Origin of the sequence: Moraxella macacae 0408225 (assembly GCF_000320365.1) — a bacterium.
Classification (GTDB): Bacteria; Pseudomonadota; Gammaproteobacteria; order Pseudomonadales; family Moraxellaceae; genus Faucicola; species Faucicola macacae.
On record NZ_ANIN01000001.1, the window covers coordinates 738,344 to 756,718 of the forward strand.

9 protein-coding genes, 1 tRNA gene and 1 pseudogene are annotated in these 18,375 nt (G+C 40.0%); 8 read left to right on the forward strand and 3 right to left on the reverse strand.

The window, feature by feature from the left end:
- Positions 1 to 10 precede the first annotated feature (10 nt).
- Positions 11 to 1,927 carry a phosphomethylpyrimidine synthase ThiC gene (thiC, locus tag MOMA_RS03335; protein ID WP_009767205.1) on the forward strand — a complete coding sequence of 639 codons (1,917 nt, stop codon included), beginning with the start codon at positions 11 to 13 and terminating at the stop codon, positions 1,925 to 1,927.
- Between the two features lie 292 nt (positions 1,928 to 2,219).
- A complete protein-coding gene (gene ubiM, locus MOMA_RS03340; RefSeq protein ID WP_009767206.1) occupies positions 2,220 to 3,524 on the forward strand; it encodes a 5-demethoxyubiquinol-8 5-hydroxylase UbiM in 1,305 nt (434 codons plus the stop codon).
- A gap of 75 nt (positions 3,525 to 3,599) precedes the next feature.
- On the opposite strand, the gene MOMA_RS03345 is transcribed toward ubiM, so the two are convergent.
- Entirely contained in the window at positions 3,600 to 4,304 is a 705-nt protein-coding gene (locus tag MOMA_RS03345; protein WP_009767207.1) for a fumarylacetoacetate hydrolase family protein, read from the reverse strand.
- A 341-nt stretch (positions 4,305 to 4,645) separates the two neighbouring features.
- Between MOMA_RS03345 and rnr the strand changes: the two genes are divergently transcribed.
- The 3 genes and pseudogenes from rnr (at position 4,646) to MOMA_RS03365 (ending at position 12,209) form a co-directional block, all read left to right on the forward strand.
- Positions 4,646 to 6,970, forward strand: a complete 2,325-nt coding sequence (gene rnr, locus MOMA_RS03355; RefSeq protein WP_009767209.1) for a ribonuclease R — start codon at positions 4,646 to 4,648, stop codon at positions 6,968 to 6,970.
- 46 nt (positions 6,971 to 7,016) lie between these two features.
- Positions 7,017 to 8,930, forward strand: coding sequence for a site-specific DNA-methyltransferase (locus MOMA_RS03360; protein WP_009767210.1), 1,914 nt, complete (start codon positions 7,017 to 7,019; stop codon positions 8,928 to 8,930).
- Positions 8,931 to 8,992: 62 nt separating this feature from the next.
- A pseudogene (locus tag MOMA_RS03365) lies at positions 8,993 to 12,209 on the forward strand (restriction endonuclease).
- Positions 12,210 to 12,279: 70 nt separating this feature from the next.
- On the opposite strand, the gene MOMA_RS03370 reads toward MOMA_RS03365, so the two are convergent.
- Both MOMA_RS03370 and rlmD read right to left on the reverse strand, forming a co-directional pair.
- Positions 12,280 to 12,356 (reverse strand) — tRNA-Val (locus MOMA_RS03370).
- Between the two features lie 82 nt (positions 12,357 to 12,438).
- Positions 12,439 to 13,920 (reverse strand): 23S rRNA (uracil(1939)-C(5))-methyltransferase RlmD, encoded by a 1,482-nt coding sequence (rlmD, locus tag MOMA_RS03375; protein WP_009767213.1) that lies wholly within the window; start codon positions 13,918 to 13,920, stop codon positions 12,439 to 12,441.
- Positions 13,921 to 14,189: 269 nt separating this feature from the next.
- Between rlmD and MOMA_RS03380 the strand changes: the two genes are divergently transcribed.
- The 3 genes from MOMA_RS03380 to MOMA_RS03390 all read left to right on the forward strand — a co-directional run bounded on the left by MOMA_RS03380 (position 14,190) and on the right by MOMA_RS03390 (position 18,279).
- The gene (locus tag MOMA_RS03380) at positions 14,190 to 15,581 is read left to right on the forward strand and encodes an MFS transporter (protein ID WP_009767214.1); all 1,392 of its coding nucleotides are present in this window, start codon (positions 14,190 to 14,192) and stop codon (positions 15,579 to 15,581) included.
- A 193-nt stretch (positions 15,582 to 15,774) separates the two neighbouring features.
- Positions 15,775 to 16,569, forward strand: a complete 795-nt coding sequence (ssb, locus tag MOMA_RS09540; RefSeq protein WP_009767215.1) for a single-stranded DNA-binding protein — start codon at positions 15,775 to 15,777, stop codon at positions 16,567 to 16,569.
- A 216-nt stretch (positions 16,570 to 16,785) separates the two neighbouring features.
- Entirely contained in the window at positions 16,786 to 18,279 is a 1,494-nt protein-coding gene (locus MOMA_RS03390) for an Rne/Rng family ribonuclease (protein WP_009767216.1), read from the forward strand.
- Positions 18,280 to 18,375: the final 96 nt, after the last annotated feature.

An 18,375-nucleotide genomic window follows, 5' to 3' on the forward strand; every position in this document is an offset into this window, starting at 1 on the left:
GAGATTTATAATGAACCAAGTAGCCCACTCTTTTGAACAAATCATTTCCCAGCACGAGCAAGACGCCAAGGATTTAACGCGTATTTTGCCAGCCTCCAAAAAAGTCTATGTACAAGGCTCAAAAGCGGATATTCAAGTACCGTTTCGTCAAATTAGCTTAACAGATACGCCAATAGGACTTGCCAAAAACGGTTTTGAGCAAAACGCTCCAATTTTGGTGTATGACACATCAGGTGTTTATACTGATCCTGCGGTAACCATTGATCTTAATCAAGGTTTGCCAAAATTGCGTGAAAACTGGATTAGCGAACGTGATGACACAGAAATTTTAGATGCGTTAAGTTCAGAATTTGGGCGTGAGCGTTTAAAAGACATACGCACCGAAAACATTCGTTTTGCCCATATTTGTAAACCACGCAAAGCCAAACCTGGTAAAAATGTTACTCAAATGCACTACGCACGCCAAGGCATTATCACGCCTGAAATGGAGTACATTGCCATTCGTGAAAATCAAAAACAGCATGCTGGTGTAGACAGTCGCCAGCACAAGGGCGAAACCTTTAACAACCCTAGAGGGGCAAAAAATTTAACCGAGATCACGCCTGAATTTGTACGTCAAGAAGTGGCCGCAGGGCGAGCGATTATTCCTAATAATATCAATCACCCAGAGTCTGAACCGATGATTATTGGGCGTAATTTTTTGGTGAAAATCAATGCCAATATTGGCAATTCAGCCTTAGGATCAAGCATTGATGAAGAGGTTGCCAAAATGACATGGGCGACGCGTTGGGGAGCGGATACGATTATGGATTTGTCTACAGGCAAAAATATCCATGAAACGCGCGAGTGGATCATTCGTAATTCACCAGTGCCAATTGGTACAGTGCCAATTTATCAGGCATTAGAAAAGGTCAATGGGGTGGCTGAAGATTTAACGTGGGAAATTTTTAAAGACACGTTGATTGAACAAGCTGAACAAGGTGTGGATTATTTTACCATTCATGCAGGCGTGTTGCTTCGTTATGTACCAATGACGGCTAACCGCTTGACGGGCATTGTTAGCCGTGGCGGTTCGATTATGGCACAGTGGTGTTTGGCTCATCATAAAGAAAATTTTCTGTATACGCATTTTGATGAAATTTGTGAAATTATGAAAGCCTATGATGTGTCGTTTAGTTTGGGTGATGGGTTAAGACCAGGTTGTATTCAAGATGCCAATGACGAAGCTCAATTTAGCGAATTAAAAACCTTAGGCGAACTTACTCACCGCGCGTGGGAGCATGATGTGCAGGTGATGATTGAAGGGCCAGGACACGTGCCTATGCATATGATTAAAGAGAATATGGATCTACAACTGGAAGTTTGTTCTGAAGCGCCGTTTTACACGTTAGGGCCACTCACAACCGATATTGCCCCAGGTTACGATCACATTACCTCGGCCATTGGAGCGGCGATGATCGGTTGGTATGGTACGGCAATGTTGTGTTATGTTACGCCAAAAGAACATTTGGGCTTGCCAAACAAAAAAGACGTCAAAGACGGCATTATTACCTACAAAATAGCAGCTCATGCAGCCGATCTTGCCAAAGGCCACCCATCAGCACAAGTGCGTGATAATGCGTTATCCAAAGCGCGTTTTGAGTTTCGTTGGGAGGATCAGTTTAATTTATCACTTGATCCTGATACCGCTCGTTCCATGCACGATGAGACCATGCCAAAAGAAGCCCATAAATCCGCCCATTTTTGTTCTATGTGTGGGCCTAAGTTTTGCTCGATGAAAATCACGCAAAACGTTAGAAATTATGCCAAAGAGCTAGACGTACAAAAAGAACCAGATGTACAAAAAGAGCTAGACGTACAAAAAGGCATGGACGAGATGAAAACCAAATTTCACAACGAAGGCTCTAAACTGTATCACGCTGTATAAACCAAGCCTAAATTGCTTTAAAAACCGCTCAAGTGCTTGGGCGGTTTTTTTGGCAAAATACAATCGACCAACGCTTTACAACCAATTAATACTTTATAAAACCAATTAATACTTTTTGTCAATTGATTTTGCTGTCCAAAAGTTTTAGCATAGACAAAATTTTAACAACAATCGTTTAACCACAACAATCGTTTAACCACAACAATCGTTTAACCACAACAATCGTTTAACCACAATGGTTTAACAGCAATTTGCCAAACTTTAAATTAGTATTGAAACATTGGATAAAATTATGTATGCCAATCCACAAAACCAGTTACACAACCAAACACACAACCCATCAGATGACAATGCAACAAAAGACAATGTAACAAGCGACAATGTAACAAAAGACAATGCCCCGGATATTATTATTGTTGGTGCAGGGCCTGTGGGGCTTGCTTTTGCTCGATCGGTTGCATCTACGGGGCTAAATATCTTAGTGATTGAAAAAAACAGCGAAGATAGCTTGGCTAATCCTGACTATGACGGCCGCGAAATTGCCTTGACTCACGCATCAAAACGCACGTTACAAAATTTGGATATTTGGCCGCGCATTGATGACAAACACATTCACCTGTTAAAAGATGCCAGTGTGCTGGACGGCAATTCATCTTATCAGCTGTATTTTGGCACGCCAAGCACGTTAAAAAACAGCTTTTTTGGCAATATGCTTGATACCAAATTAGACAATCTTGGCTATTTAATCTCCAATCATCTGATTCGCAAGGCTTGTTATGAAAGTGTGAAATCTCAACCAAATATTAAACTTTTGTGCGGTATTGGGGTAAAATCAGTCGCCACCAATGATGTTTGTAATTATGTAGAATTGGAAGATGGCAAAAAATTTGACGCATCTTTATTGGTAATTGCTGACAGTCGTTTTTCCAGTAACCGCCGTAAACTTGGTATTTCAGCGGATAGTTATGATTTTGGTCGCAGTATGATAGTTTGTCGTTTGTCAAATACAGTGTCAAATCAGCACCGAGCGGTGGAATATTTTTATTATGGCTTAACTCTTGCACTGTTGCCTTTGACTGAAAATATAACCAATTGTGTGATCACTGTGGATAGCCAAGAGGCTAAGGCTATGTTGGCGTTATCGCCTGATGCATTTGCCAAAAAAATCACCGCTTATATTGGCGGTAAGTTGGGTGAAATGTCGCTTATTAGCACGCAACACACTTATCCGCTTGTGAGTGTGCATGCCAATCGTTTTTATCGTGGCCGGGCGGTATTGATCGGTGATAGTGCTGTGGGTATGCATCCGGTTACGGCACATGGTTTTAATTTGGGATTAAATAGCGTGGCAATTTTAGCAAAACTTATCACCCAAGCCCAAAGCAAACAGCAAGATTTTGCATCGCAAAAACTTTTGGCTCGCTATGAAAAACAACATATGTTAATCACGCGTCCTATGTATCATGGTACAAATGCTATGGTAAAATTATTTACCACAGACAGCAAGCCTGCCAAATTGGTTCGCACTGCTGTAATGCGTATTAGCAATAATTTTTTGCCAATTAAGGCATTAATTACCAAGCAATTAACTGGTTAAATTTTAACTGGTTTTGGCGGTTATTAGCCTTGTGGATTGACATACGCGATTGATGTGTTATGTCAATTTATGATGTCAATCCACAACCACACAAATGCCAGGCAATCCTGTAATTTCACCCATCATCACATCACCTGATACCACAGAGCCAACCCCTTTTGGCGTGCCTGTAAAAATCAAATCCCCTGCACACAATTCAAACAATTTAGACAACTCGCCAATGGTTTGGGCGATATTCCAAATGAGTTCATGAATGTTGCCTTGTTGTACGGTTTTACCATTGACTTTTAAGCAAATGCGAGCGTTTTCAATCTCACCTGCATAAGATATGGGGCAAATTTCACCAATTGGAGCGGCAAAATCAAACGCCTTGCCAGCCTCCCACGGACGGCCTTGCTGTTTCATCTGATTTTGTAAATCACGCCTAGTCATATCAAGCCCTATTGCATAACCAAACACGCATTGCATGGCATCAGCAGGTTTAATATTTTTGCCACCACTGGCCAATGCCACAACCAGTTCGATCTCATAGTGAAAATCATGCGTTTGAGTAGGATAGGGAATGTGGACAGTGTGATTATTGGCAATTGGAATGATGGATTGTGCATCGCTATGTTTGCAAAAGAAAAACGGCGGCTCGCGTTTTGGATCAGAGCCCATTTCTTTGGCATGTTCAGCGTAATTGCGTCCGACACAATACACGCGGTGCACAGGGAACAGTTTATCGTGGTGTAAAATTGGCAAGCCTACGGTTTTGCTCGGATTAAAAATATAACTCATGGTTATGCCTTGTGTAAAAAAAGTTAAAAACAACAGCCGGATTGCTTTTAGGTTGCTTTGGCAAAAAAAATGGCAAAAAAATTGACAAAAAACTGGCAACGAAAACCTTACGTTTTAACCGCCAAAATGGTAAAAAATTATGCTATTATAACCAACAGTTTAGACCAAAAGCACTTGTCATTTTGTCAATTAAATCAGTTGCCTAAATTAAATCAATTGTCTAAATCAATTGTCAAAATGCAAATAAAAACAACATTAACCCACTATTTTACAATAAAACTTTACAATAACAAACCCAGTAGAATTTAAACCTGCATTAAAAAATGTAACAAGGAAATCTTATGAACCGTAAAACATTCAGCAAAAAAACCACAAAAAATTGGCAAGATCCCAACGCCAGCCAAGAAGCCTCAAAATACGTAAACCCAATTCCAAGCCGCTTGTTAATTTTACAAACATTGGCCGAAAAAGGTGAGGCCACGCAACATGAGCTTTCGGTGATTTTTGACCTTGATGACAACGAATACGAAGCCCTTGGCAATCGCTTAAAAGCGATGTTTCGTGATGGGCAAATCAGCCGCGATGCCAACGGTGGCAAACCGTTTATTTATCGGCCAATTAACGAACAAGATACCGTAACGGGCGTGATTGTCAGTAACGCCAAAGGTTTTGGTTTTGTGGTGTTAGATGGTATGCCTGATTTGTTTTTGCCTGAAGAACAAATGCGCTGGGTGTTTCATGGTGATAAAGTAAAAGCAGTTGCCACGCAAAGTGATAACCGCGGCCGTATGAACGGTAAAATTTTGCAAGTGATAGAACATACCAAGATGCAGATGATTGGCAAATTGGAGCAAGACACAGATGGGTTTTTTGTGAAACTTGCCAGTCCAAACGCACACCAACCAATTGGCGTAACCGAGCAAAACGTCCGTGAAATGCAAGTCAAAATCGGCGATCCGGTGCGTGTAGAATTGATTGATTATCCCACGCAACAAGAATTTGCCACGGGCAAAATTGTCGAAAGTTTGGTAAATGACAATGATCGACAATTGATTATCAAAACCACATTGCTTAATTATGACATTCCGCACGAATTTAGCGCTCAAGCATTACAGCAAGCACATGCCTACCGCGAGCCTGTTGCCAAAGATTATAAAGGGCGTGTTGATTTGCGTGATTTGGCATTGGTTACCATTGACGGCGAGGACTCGCGTGATTTTGATGATGCCGTTTATGCTGAAAAACGGCGCGGTGGCGGTTTTCGGCTTGTGGTTGCAATTGCTGATGTCAGTCATTATGTAACGCCAAATTCTGCCCTTGATTTAGAGGCTTATGAACGTGGCACCTCGGTGTATTTTCCGCATTTTGTTATACCGATGTTGCCTGAAGTGTTGTCTAATGGTTTATGTTCGTTAAACCCACAAGTTGACCGATTGTGCATGGTGGCGGATATTGTATTGTCAAAAGCTGGCAAGGTAACAGGCTATCAATTTTATCCAAGCATTATGCACTCACAAGCACGTTTAACCTATAACGAGGTTAACGATTATTTTGCCAATGTACATGGTAAAACTGCACATGCTGAAACTGTACATGGTGAAACTGCACATGCTGAAACCACAAAACCCCCAATGCCAACAAGCATTACAAACAACAAAGCGGTAAAAAAATCCATTGATATTTTGTACAATTTATACCAACTGTTGTTAATAAAACGTAAAGAACGCCACGCAATGGAATTTGAAACCACAGAAACTTACATTAAATTTGACGAAACGGGCAATATCAGCGAAATTATACCACGCACACGCGGCGACTCGCACAAATTGATAGAAGAAATGATGTTATTGGCAAATACTTGTGCTGCCGATTTTGCCTTAAAGCACGAATTGCCCGTACTGTATCGCAACCATGACAAACCCGATGCCGAACGCGTTGGCAAAGTGAGTGATTTTGTCAAACATTTTGGCTTGTCTTTTCCCACAGAAAACCCAACTCAAGTCGACTATAAGCGTATCATCGAAGCCACCAAACACCGCCCTGATGCCGTCAGTATTCACAGCGTTTTGTTGCGCTCGATGATGCAGGCAAATTATTCATTAGCCAACATCGGACATTTTGGCCTGGCTTATGATGAATATTCACATTTTACCTCGCCGATTCGCCGTTATCCGGATTTGATGTTGCACCGTGCGATCAAGGCTTTTGTCATGGGCAAAAAATTGCCAAAAATGCACTACACACTCCAAGAAGCAGGCGAGCAAACCTCCAAAACCGAACGCCGTGCCGATGAAGCCAGCCGTTTTGTAGAACAATGGCTCAAAGCCCACTACATGCACGAACATTTGGGCGAACAATATGAAGCGGTTGTTACCACGGTAACTGGTTTTGGATTGTTTGTTACGCTAAAGGATCTGTTGATCGATGGTTTAATCCATATTTCTAACCTTGGAGCGGATTATTTTGTGTATGATGAAAAAGCCCAACAACTGATAGGCGAGAGATCTGGGCTTGTGTTTGGACTTGGTGATGTCTTAAAAATCAAAGTGGCAGGCGTGAATATGGACACACAACAAATTGATTTTGACCTTGTGGCACAGTTGTCAAAAGCAGAATTTAACAATCGTGGCAAAGGCAAAACCAAAAGCAAAAGCAAAAAATCCTAAGAAAAAATTTAAGAAAAAGTTTAAGATAAAAACCAAAGGAAACCCTATGACCCTAAAAATGCACACCCCAAACCTGGTTGACAACAACATCACCAAACTTGCCAAACTCTTCCCAAACTGCATCACCGAAACCGCCAAAACCGATGACAGTGGCAATGTGATGACAGACAAAAACGGTAAAATCTTATATGAACTGGGCGTGGATTTTGAGATTTTAAAGCAAGAACTTAGCCACACAGTAATTGACGGTTCCAAAGAACGCTACCGCCTTGACTGGGTGGGAAAACGCGAAGCCATCGTAACTGCCAACAGCCCCATTGCCAAAACTTTACGCCCTTGTCGCTCTGAAAGTGTGGATTTTGACACCACACAAAATCTGTTTATCGAAGGGGATAATCTAGAAGCACTCAAGATTTTACAAGAAAGCTACCTTGGCAAAATCAAAATGATCTACATAGATCCGCCGTATAACACAGGCAATGATTTTATTTATAACGATGATTTTGCTGAAGACACGCAAGAGTTTTTTGAACGATCAGGGCAAGTAGATGAAGAGGGTAACAGACTGATTGCTAACACAGAGAGCAACGGGCGGTTTCATTCTGATTGGTTGTCAATGATGTATAGCAGACTGAAACTGGCTAGGAATTTACTGGCAGATGATGGGGTGATTTTTATTTCAATTGATGACAACGAGCAAGCGAATTTAAAAAAAATATGTGATGAGGTTTTTGGTATGGGAAATTTTATCTCAAGTTTTATTTGGGAGAAAAGAACTAATAGGGAAAATAGAAAACAGGTTTCTTATAGGCATGATAATATTTTATGCTTTTGCAAAGATTCAAATATTTTTAGTTTATTTCAATTACCTATGACAGAAAAGGCATTGGCTAATTACAAAAATCCAGATGATGATATTAGAGGGTTGTGGAAATCTGACCCAGCAACTGCACAGGCAGGGCATGCTACACAATCTCAGTTTTATGATTTAATAGCACCAAACGGTAAAGTCCATAAATTGGAAAGTGGCAGATGTTGGCTATATACTAAAGAAGTAATGGATAAACATATTCAAGATAATAAGATTTGGTTTGGCAAGGACGGTAATGGTGTGCCTAGAGTTAAAACTTATTTGAATTCAAAAGAAAGAGGATTAACTCCTGAAACAATTATGTTTTCAGATGTAAATAAAACGAACGAAATTGCTAAGAATGAACTTAAAAACTTGTTTAAAGGATTGTCATTATTTGACACCCCCAAACCATATCAGCTAATTAAAAATTTACTTTTAATGAGTAGTCAAGAAAACGACATAATCCTAGACTTTTTCGCAGGCTCCTCCACCACCGCCCACGCGGTTATGCAGCTTAACGCAGAAGACGGCGGTAAGCGTAAATTTATCATGGTGCAGATACCAGAGGCCACCGATGAAAAATCCGAAGCCTATAAAGCAGGTTTTGCCAATATCGCCGATATTTCAAAAGAGCGTATCCGTAGAGCCAGAGCAAAAATCAAAGCCGATAATCAGGATAAAGATTTAAGCCACCTAGATACAGGTTTTCGCGTATTAAAAATTGACACCACCAACATGCGTGATGTGTATTATTATCCGCATGAATACACGCAAGAAATGTTGGTTGATCTGATTGACAATATTAAACCGGATCGCACAGCAGAGGATTTGTTGTTTCAGTTTTTATTGGACATTGGTGTTTCGTTATCCTTGCCAATTGTCAGCATTGAAATAAACAACCACCCAGTTTATCAAGTTGGCAATGACGAAAATCTGATCGTTGCCAGTATGGATTATATTGACACGGCTATGGTGAATGAAATTGTCAAACTCAAACCACACAAATTTGTTACCAGTGAACGAGCCATTGTCAATGACAGTGATAAAACCAACATTAAAGAGCGTTTTAAGCAGTTAAGCAGTCAGACAGAAGTTTGGTTTATTTAGTTTTGTTTAATAAATGTTGATAAAATTATTTAATAAGTTGTTTAAAAAATGAAGAGGAAAATATGAAAATTAACTTTAAACCCTTGGCTTATCAGCTTGATGCGGTGCAAGCTGTGGTTGATGTTTTTAGCGGGCAGGAGACAAAATCGGGGGGGGGGGAGAACCTATACCATAGATCAAGGTACAAAATCGCAGGGTGAATTGTATGATATCGGTTTTGCCAATGCACCGCTGTTTGATTTAAACCAAATTCTTGACAACATTCAAGCCCTCCAAATTCGCACAGGTCTGCCAAAATCCACCGAACTGATAACCGCGGACACCAAAAAAGGCGAAAATTTAACCACAAGCCCACTTAATCTAAACATCGAAATGGAAACTGGAACGGGCAAAACTTACACGTATTTGCGCACGATTTTTGAGTTGAATAAAAAATACGGTTGGTCGAAGTTTATCATTGTTGTTCCCAGTATTGCTATCCGCGAGGGCGTATACAAAAGCATTGGCATGATAAAACATCACCTAAAAGAAGATTATCACAAAATGCCACGCGAATTTGTGTATGATTCAAAAGCCTTGCAAAAACTTGAAAGTTTTAGTTCTGATGCCGGGATTAATATTATGATTGTCAATGTGCAGGCGTTTAATGCAACAGGGAAGGATAATCGGCGGATTTATGATGAATTGGACGCATTTGGATCGCGCAGACCCATTGATGTGATAAGCCGTAACAATCCGATTATTATCCTTGATGAACCGCAAAAAATGGGGGCGGATAAAACGTTACAAAGTTTGGCTAATTTTAATCCGCTGTTTATTTTGCGTTATTCTGCTACCCACAAGCGTGATTATAATCTGATTTACCGCCTTGATGCCCTCGATGCGTATAACCAAAAACTGGTCAAAAAAATCACCGTCAAAGGCATCGAAATCAAAGGCTTGACAGGAACAAGCGGCTATCTGTATTTACAAGATGTGATAATTTCAACCCAAGCTCCGGTTGCCCGTTTAGAGCTTGAGATTAAATCAGCCAAAGGTGAGTTTCGTCGCGAGATCCGTAATATCAAAAACGGGGCAAATTTATTTGAAATTTCAAAACAAGCCGAACAATACAAAGATCGTTACATCGTTACCAACATTACAGCAACCAGCATTGAATTTGCCAATGGTATGGTATTAAATATCGGGCAAGGCAATGTTGACGATAAAGATTTACGCCGTATCCAAATCCGCGAGGCTATTAGAGCACATTTGGACACAGAGCAACGCTTGTTTTACCGAGGCATTAAAGTGCTAAGTTTGTTTTTTATTGACGAGGTTGCCAAATATCGCCAGTATGACAGTGCAGGCAATGCCATAAATGGTGATTATGCCGATATTTTTGAACAAATCTACACCGAAGAGGTGCAAACGCGTTTGATAGAATTAAACGCAACCACTTTATCCAACGAGTCTTACCAACAATACCTTGCATCAATAAATGCCAAAAACACGCACAACGGTTATTTTAGCCTTGATAAAAACCGTCATATGGTAGATCCGAATGTCAAAAACGTAAAAGATGAAGAACTTGGCAAAAGAGTGTTGGTTGCTGATGATATCAATGCCTATGATTTGATCTTAAAAGACAAAGAATCCTTGCTTTCGTTTCCAGAACCTAACGACAGTGATGAGCAAATGGCTCGCAAAAACGTGCGATTTGTCTTTAGTCATTCCGCCTTGCGCGAGGGTTGGGATAACCCCAATGTTTTTGTGATTTGTACATTAAAGCATTCAGACAACATCATCTCGCGCCGTCAAGAAGTTGGCCGCGGCTTGCGTTTGGCAGTAGATAAAAAGGGCATACGCATGGATAGCAGACATTTGGCAATGGGTGAGGTGCAACAGTTAAATAACCTAACCGTCATTACCAACGAAAGCTATGCAGATTTTGTTGCCAACCTACAAAAAGAAATGCTGGACAATCTATCCGCCCGTCCAACCAAAGCCAATCCACAATACTTTAAGGGCAAAACCTTGGTAACTGACTTGGGTGCACAGATGAGTATTGATATTGGTACGGCCAACCAAATTTACAAATATCTGATAAAAAATGACTATTTGGATAAAGATGATAACTTGATAGAGGCTTTTTATACGGATAAAAAAGCCCATGCATTGCCAGATTTGCCAGAAAATTTAATGCCTTTTGCCAATTCAATTTATAAACTGATTGGCAATGTGATAAATCCAAATGCCTTAAATGGTATGTTTGTCAATGCCAATAAGCCAAAAAATCACATAAATCCTGACAACTTTAATCGCAAAGAATTTCAAGCCTTATGGCGACGCATTAACCAAAAATCGATTTATCAAATCAAACTGGACAACGAAAAATTAATCCAAGACAGCAGTTGTGAAATTAACAAGGTTAGTCATGATCGCAGTGGCAGGTTTATTCGTTCGCTTACTTATCAGGTCAAAACATACGTGCAAAAAGACAAGCTGGATTATGACACGCTGCAAAAAGGCAACAGTTTCGTTGCACCAAAACCATCAGAAGCAACGCCTAGTCTTAAAGAATACCGCGTGAATACAACAGCCAATATCCGCTATGATCTGATCGGACAAATAGCCAAACGCGTTAATTTGACTCGCCGTACTGTAACTGCGATCTTAAACAAAATAGACAGCGACGTGTTTTTGCAGTTTAATCACAACCCTGAGGCTTTTATCAGTGAAGTTAGCCGTATTATCAATGAACAGCAAGCCAAATTGATTGTGCAAAATATTGCCTATGAACTTACTCAAGAACACTACAACAGCAACGATATTTTTGTTAGTAATCTACCGTTATCAGACAAGGCGATCAAAGCCACACGCCATGTTTGGAATTATGTGGAGACTGATTCTGAAATTGAACGTAAATTTTTGCAAGATTTAGAAGATCGTGCAGGCGAGGTTTTGGTATATGCCAAATTGCCAAAAAATTTTGAAATTCCAACGCCATTTGGCGGTTATAATCCCGATTGGGCAATTGCATTTAACCAAGACAAAACGCGTCATGTGTATTTTGTTGCCGAAACCAAAGGTTCTGTGAGCCAAATGCACTTGCGTGAGATGGAAAAACACAAAATCGAAAGTGCCAAACGGTTTTTTGAAAAATTACAGCATCAAACGGACATTATCAAACTTGATCAAGCGGACAAATTGGCAGGGGTTAAACAAATGTCGGTTACTTACGGCGTGGTCGACAGTTTTGATGGTTTAATGCAAATTGTCAGCAATGGGCCTGCATGATTGAATAAATGAACAATTGAGTACAAACAAAAACCCCACAATGACTGTAATGATTGTGGGGTTTTAAATGTGGTAGGCGTAAACGGATTCGAACCATCGACCCCCACCATGTCAAGGTGGTGCTCTAACCAACTGAGCTATACGCCTAAAGTTTTGCTATTTTAACAAAGTTTTAAAAATTTGCAAGCACTTTTTGTTAACGCTTTTTTAGGTTTTAGCTGGATTTATGCTAAATTTTCTCAAACCGAGCAATGCTTTCAACGTGTCCTGTATGACAAAACATATCCATCACGCCTGCGTGGGTTAATTTGTAGCCATTGTCAATGAGTGCTTTGGTATCACGAGCCAGTGTGATAGGGTTGCACGATACATAGACAATGCGTTTGGCGTTAAATTTTGGCAAATACGCCATCACCTCCCACGCCCCACTTCTTGGCGGATCAATCAGCAAGGCATCTACTTGTCCCACCCAGGGTTTATCAGAAAAATCCTGGGTTAAATCTTGGGCAAAAAAATCAGTGTGGTAAAGTTTGTTCGCTTTGGCGTTCATTTTGGCACGTTCGGTCATTTCAAGACTTCCTTCTACGCCGATCACAAAACCGGTTTCACCCACTTGTTTGGCTAAGGGCAGGCTAAAATTGCCAAGTCCGCAGAACAGATCAAGCACGCGTTCACCTTGTTGTAAATCCAACAAATCACAGGCCAATGTGGTCATTTGACGATTGATTGACAAGTTGACTTGAGTAAAATCAAGCGGTGAAAATTCAAACGTGATATCAAATTTGGGTAAATGATAAAACAGGCCACCTGTTGGAGGTATGGTAAGACTGGTTGCACAGGCATGGTTGTCATCAATGCGATGAACGCTGTCATTGCCTTTTGGTTGTAAATACAGTTGCCAGTTTTGTTGTTGAAAAAAGTTTTGTAATTTTGTTACATCATTGCTTGACAGATCGGACATATGACGGACAATCACCGCCACCGATTTAGCACTGGCATGAACATTTGGCAAGGTTTCACCCATAGCAACCTCAAGCTGTGGAATGTCATTTTTGGCATCTAGGGTGCTGATTAATTGTTTTAACGCATGGATTTTTGTGCCAATTTTTGGATCAAGAATTTTGCACTCATTTAAATCTGCCAAAAAATTGCTGCCACGTTCGCGAAAACCTACCAAGGCTGTGGCTTTTTTTTCTACAAATCTTACCCCCATACGTGCCTTGGTGCGATAGCCCAAACGATCGCCTACCAAGGGTTTTAGCCAAATTTCTGGTTGTACACCTGCATGATGTTGTAACAATTCCGCCAAAATCGACTGCTTAAAGGCAATTTGTCCATCTGCTTGCCAATGTTGTAAACTACAACCGCCACAAATACCAAAATGCACGCACGGCGGTGTTTGACGTTCAGAGTGTGGGTTTTTTAAAACCTCAATGGCATCGCCTTCTTCAAAGCCTTTTTTGCTGTTGTTAATTTTTACTGCGACGGTTTCGCCAGGTAAGGCAAAATTGATGAATGCTTTTTTGCCCTGTTTGTCAAGTGGGTGGCTTTCATCTGTACCATATACTGCCACACCTCGCCCATCGTGGGCTAGATTTTTGATATCAAAAGGCAACGGCGGTGCATCGGCTAAGCGTTTGCGCATGCGAGCGGTGGGCTTGCCTTTTTTTGAGGGAGTGGCGGTAAGTGCTGGCGGTGGGCTTGCAGTCATAATTGTCTCAAAGTTGTCTTAAAATGGTCGTTTTAAAATAGTAGCCTTAAAAACAGTTTTTAAAAAGTTACCCTAAAAAATTGTACGCATGATACCCCAAATTTGCTTTTTTTAAAAGTCTGTTTTGTTGGTTGTGTGGCTATTATGTCAGGTTTTTAACGCTGCTATAAATGTGATTTAACGATTTGTGCTGGATTGTCATTGATAAGTGGTTTATAAAATGACAAAAACAGCATATAATAGCTATTTTTTGTTCATCATTGATAACTATGAAAAACAATGCTTTACAGTTTAACGCTGCAGAAAAAAAAGCAGTGTTTGGTTTGGGTTCAATTTTTGCCTTACGCATGTTAGGGCTGTTTATGATCGTGCCTGTTTTTGCGGTTTATGGTGAAGATTATCAGCATGCCACGCCGTTTTTGATTGGACTTGCAATTGGAATTTATGGGCTAAGTCAGGCAATTTTTCAAATTCCGATGAGTGTGATGGCAGATAAATATCCAAGAAAACCGATGATTGTTGCAGGTTTATTGCTGTTTGCATTGGGTGGGGTGATTTGTGCATTGGCAAGCGATATTTATACGGTGATTTTAGGTAGATTTGTTGCAGGCAGTGGGGCGGTGTCCGCAGTGGTTATGGCGTTATTGGCAGACGTAACCACCGAACAAAACCGCACCAAAGCAATGGCAACCATGGGTTTAACCATTGCTGTATCGGTTATGATAGCTTTTGGACTGGGGCCTATGTTAACAAAATTGATTAATATCAATGGGCTGTTTTGGTTAACCAGTATTTTGGCGTTATTGGCAATGAGCATGTTGTTGATTGTACCAAATCCAAAAAGAATGCTAAAACACAACCTAAATTCACACTCATTTAGCCAACAGCTCGCCCAAATTTTAACAATGCCAAATGTCAACCGCTTGCATTTGGCAATTTTTAGCTTGCATTTAACCATGACCGCGATGTTTACCCTGTTGCCAAAACAATTTATGCACGTGTTAAACTTGAGTGTTGCACAACAAGGTTATGTTTATTTGCCTTTGTTGCTGTTAGGTTTTATCATTGCTGTGCCACTGATTATCATTGCCGAAAAAAAACGCAAAATGCGCCAGGTGTTTTTATCATCTTTGCTGTTATTGGTGATAAGTTTGGCAATGCTGGCTTATTTTGGACAAACTAAGGTTGGGTTGATTTTAGGGCTGGCTTTGTATTTTATTGGTTTTAACAGTTTAGAGGCTACCATACCATCATGGATTTCTAAACAAGCCCCTGTTGCCAATAAAGCTACGGTTATGGGTATTAATTCATCGTGTCAGTTTTTAGGTGCGTTTGTTGGCGGTGCGTTGGGCGGAGTGTTGCTTACCGAACCTGTTGCTTTTGCGTGGGTTGTGTTGGCAGGCGTGGCATTGGTTTCGTTTGGACTAATTATGCCAATTGTTTCACCGCCTTATTTGACAAGTTTTACCGTTACTTTACCCAAACAAAATAGCCAACAATTTTCCACAAATTTATTAAAGATCGAGGGCATTGATGAGGTGGTGGTTATGGAAAAAGAGGGCATAGCTTATCTAAAACTGGATAAAAATCAAATGACTGATAAAAAACAACAGCAATTGACCGAAATTTTAGGCAAGCCGTTAAATCTAAACCATCGATAACGGTAGAATATTTGATAAAAATACTAGCCAAAATTGTATAAAAATAGTATAGTATTTGTGCGATTTTACAAACAGTCAACTTTGAAAAATACAAACCTCAAAAAGCAACATTTTGCAAAACCAAACAATATTTTAAAACAATATTCTTAAACATTTTTAAACAATGTTTTTAATTAATATTAAGGAAAATCTTATGCGTGGTGTGAATAAAGTAATCATTGTAGGGCGTTTAGGTAACGATCCAGTTACGCGTCAATTTGCCAATGGTGGCAATGTTACCAACATTTCGGTGGCAACATCAGAGCAATGGACAGACAAACAAACAGGTGATCGCCGCGAAGCGACCGAGTGGCATCGTGTGAGTTTTTTTGGTAAATTGGCCGATATTGCAGCCAATTATCTAAAAAAAGGCAGTGCGGTTTATGTTGAGGGCAGTCTGCGTACCAGTAAATACACCGACCAAAATGGCATTGAACGTTACGCAACCGATATCCGTGCCGAAACTTTACAAATGCTGGACAGCAATCCAAATTACCAAAATAACCAAAACGGTGGTTTTGCCAACAATCATTTTAACAACCAAAATAACAATGGTTTTAACAATGGTTTTAACAATAATCATAACAACAATGCCAACAGCCATGCCAGCAATAATAACGCGAATAGCAATGTCAATAACAATGCCAACAATCGTTATCCAAGCAATTACCAAAACACGCATCAATCAAACCAAGGACAACCAAATCAAGGACAAAACCAATCCTTTAATCAGCAAAATAACCCATATCAAACCAACCCACAAAACGGTTTTAATCCCAATCAAAACAATCTAAACGATAAGCCAATTGCCAATAATACAGGCTACGAAAGCAATAACTTTATGCAAAACAGCCCATCATCAGCCAAATCTACAGCACCAAAAACTGAAGCCAGCGATGATGACATTCCGTTTATGTATGTCTCAAATAAATTGGTTGGCATTGTTTGATACATCATTTTAATCACTTATTTATTTTGTAGTAAATCAAAACCCTGTGTTTCAAAATCCTGTGTTAAGCCAAAAACCGTTGATGTCATTGATGATATGAACGGTTTTTATTGTGGTTTTGTTTTGTCAAAAGCGAAAAATTGCAGTAAAATAGCGGATATTTTAAACCATACATTTTGTTTGTTTTGTTCATTGCCAAAGATTTAAACAATTGCCATGATCCAAGAGTTGCTGATTAATACCAATTTTAGCGAAAACCGTGTTGCCATCGTAGAAGATCGCACGCTAAGCGAGATCTATATTGAACACCAAAACAGGCGTGGCAGTGTTGGCAATATTTATCTTGGGACGGTGGTGCGCGTGTTGGCAGGCATGCAGGCGTGTTTTGTGGATATTGGACAGGATCGCACCGCTTTTTTGCACATTGACGATATGCAAAAACAATCATCGACAAGTGTAACCGCCACAAAGCCACAAAAACCCATTGAGCAACAAGTGTACGAAGGGTTGCGTATTTTGGTGCAAGTCATCAAAGACCCACTTGGCAGCAAAGGAGCGAGACTGACGACGAATATTTCGTTACCATCACGTTATTTGGTGTATTTGCCATTTGGTGAAAACAATGCCATTTCTTCGCGTATCGACGGTGAAGAGCGCGAACGCCTAAAGCAAAGTTTAAGCCAAATTTCACACCAAGTTAAGTTACAAGGTGGACTTATTGCTCGCACCGCGGCCGAAAACATATCGTATCAAAAATTAGAAGCCGATGTTTACTATTTATTGCAATTGTGGAAAACCGTACAAGCGCGTCGATTAAACGTCAATAAAAAACACAAATTTGCCTTGATTTATCAAGATTTATCCTTGCCACTGCGTGCCATTCGTGATTTTTTTGGTGAAAATACCGAACGCGTGTTGATTGATAATTTGCAAGTTTTTACAGAGGTTCAATGCTTTTGCAAAGAATTTATGCCACAGATTTTGCCAAAATTGCATTTGTATCAAGACAAAACACCGCTGTTTGATTTGTATCAGGTAGAAAACGCTCTAAAAAACGCTCTAAATCGGCGCGTGGATTTACAATCAGGCGGCTATTTAATGATTGATCAAACCGAAGCGATGACCACAATTGACGTAAATACAGGCTCATTTGTGAGTGGCCGTTCACAAGAAGAAACCATTTATACAACCAATCTTGAAGCCACGCATGCCATTGCTCACCAATTGCGATTGCGTAATTTGGGCGGAATTATCATTTTAGATTTTATTGATATGACGGAGCAGATTCATCGTGATAATGTATTAGAAAATCTAAAACAACAGTTAAAAAAAGATTATGCAAAAACCAGTTTAAGCGAATTTTCCAGTTTGGGGTTGGTTGAAATGACCCGTAAACGCACGCGAGAAAGTTTGCAACAAAAACTTTGCAAGCCTTGTTCAAGCTGTGAGGGCAAGGGTTTTGTCAAAAGCAGCAAAACGCTTTGTTTTGAGATTTTTCGTGAATTAATACATAGTGTCAAATGTGCAGAAGAAAAAGCATCGCATGCACCAAAAAAAATCACCGTCGTAGCACATGACACAATTATCCATTGGTTAAAAACCAGTGAAGCAGATACCATCGCACAATTGGCGGATTTGTTGGAGCGAAAGATTGATTGGGTGGGTGATAATTGTTACAATCAAGAGCAATACAATATTTTGCTTGAGTAAGTTTTTTGCTTGATTAAACTTGCAATTTGCTAAAAAGTGTGTATAATATACTCCACTTAACTTATTGTAGGGCGTTTTTAATAAAAACACAGGTTT

Coding starts and splice junctions, on each gene's coding strand:
- rnr (WP_009767209.1), top strand. CDS start 4,646: ATGAACCGTAAAACATTCAGCAAAAAAACCACAAAAAATTGGCAAGAT.
- rlmD (WP_009767213.1), bottom strand. CDS start 13,920: ATGACTGCAAGCCCACCGCCAGCACTTACCGCCACTCCCTCAAAAAAA.
- ssb (WP_009767215.1), top strand. CDS start 15,775: ATGCGTGGTGTGAATAAAGTAATCATTGTAGGGCGTTTAGGTAACGAT.
- ubiM (WP_009767206.1), top strand. CDS start 2,220: ATGTATGCCAATCCACAAAACCAGTTACACAACCAAACACACAACCCA.
- thiC (WP_009767205.1), top strand. CDS start 11: ATGAACCAAGTAGCCCACTCTTTTGAACAAATCATTTCCCAGCACGAG.
- MOMA_RS03345 (WP_009767207.1), bottom strand. CDS start 4,304: ATGAGTTATATTTTTAATCCGAGCAAAACCGTAGGCTTGCCAATTTTA.
- MOMA_RS03360 (WP_009767210.1), top strand. CDS start 7,017: ATGACCCTAAAAATGCACACCCCAAACCTGGTTGACAACAACATCACC.
- MOMA_RS03380 (WP_009767214.1), top strand. CDS start 14,190: ATGAAAAACAATGCTTTACAGTTTAACGCTGCAGAAAAAAAAGCAGTG.
- MOMA_RS03390 (WP_009767216.1), top strand. CDS start 16,786: ATGATCCAAGAGTTGCTGATTAATACCAATTTTAGCGAAAACCGTGTT.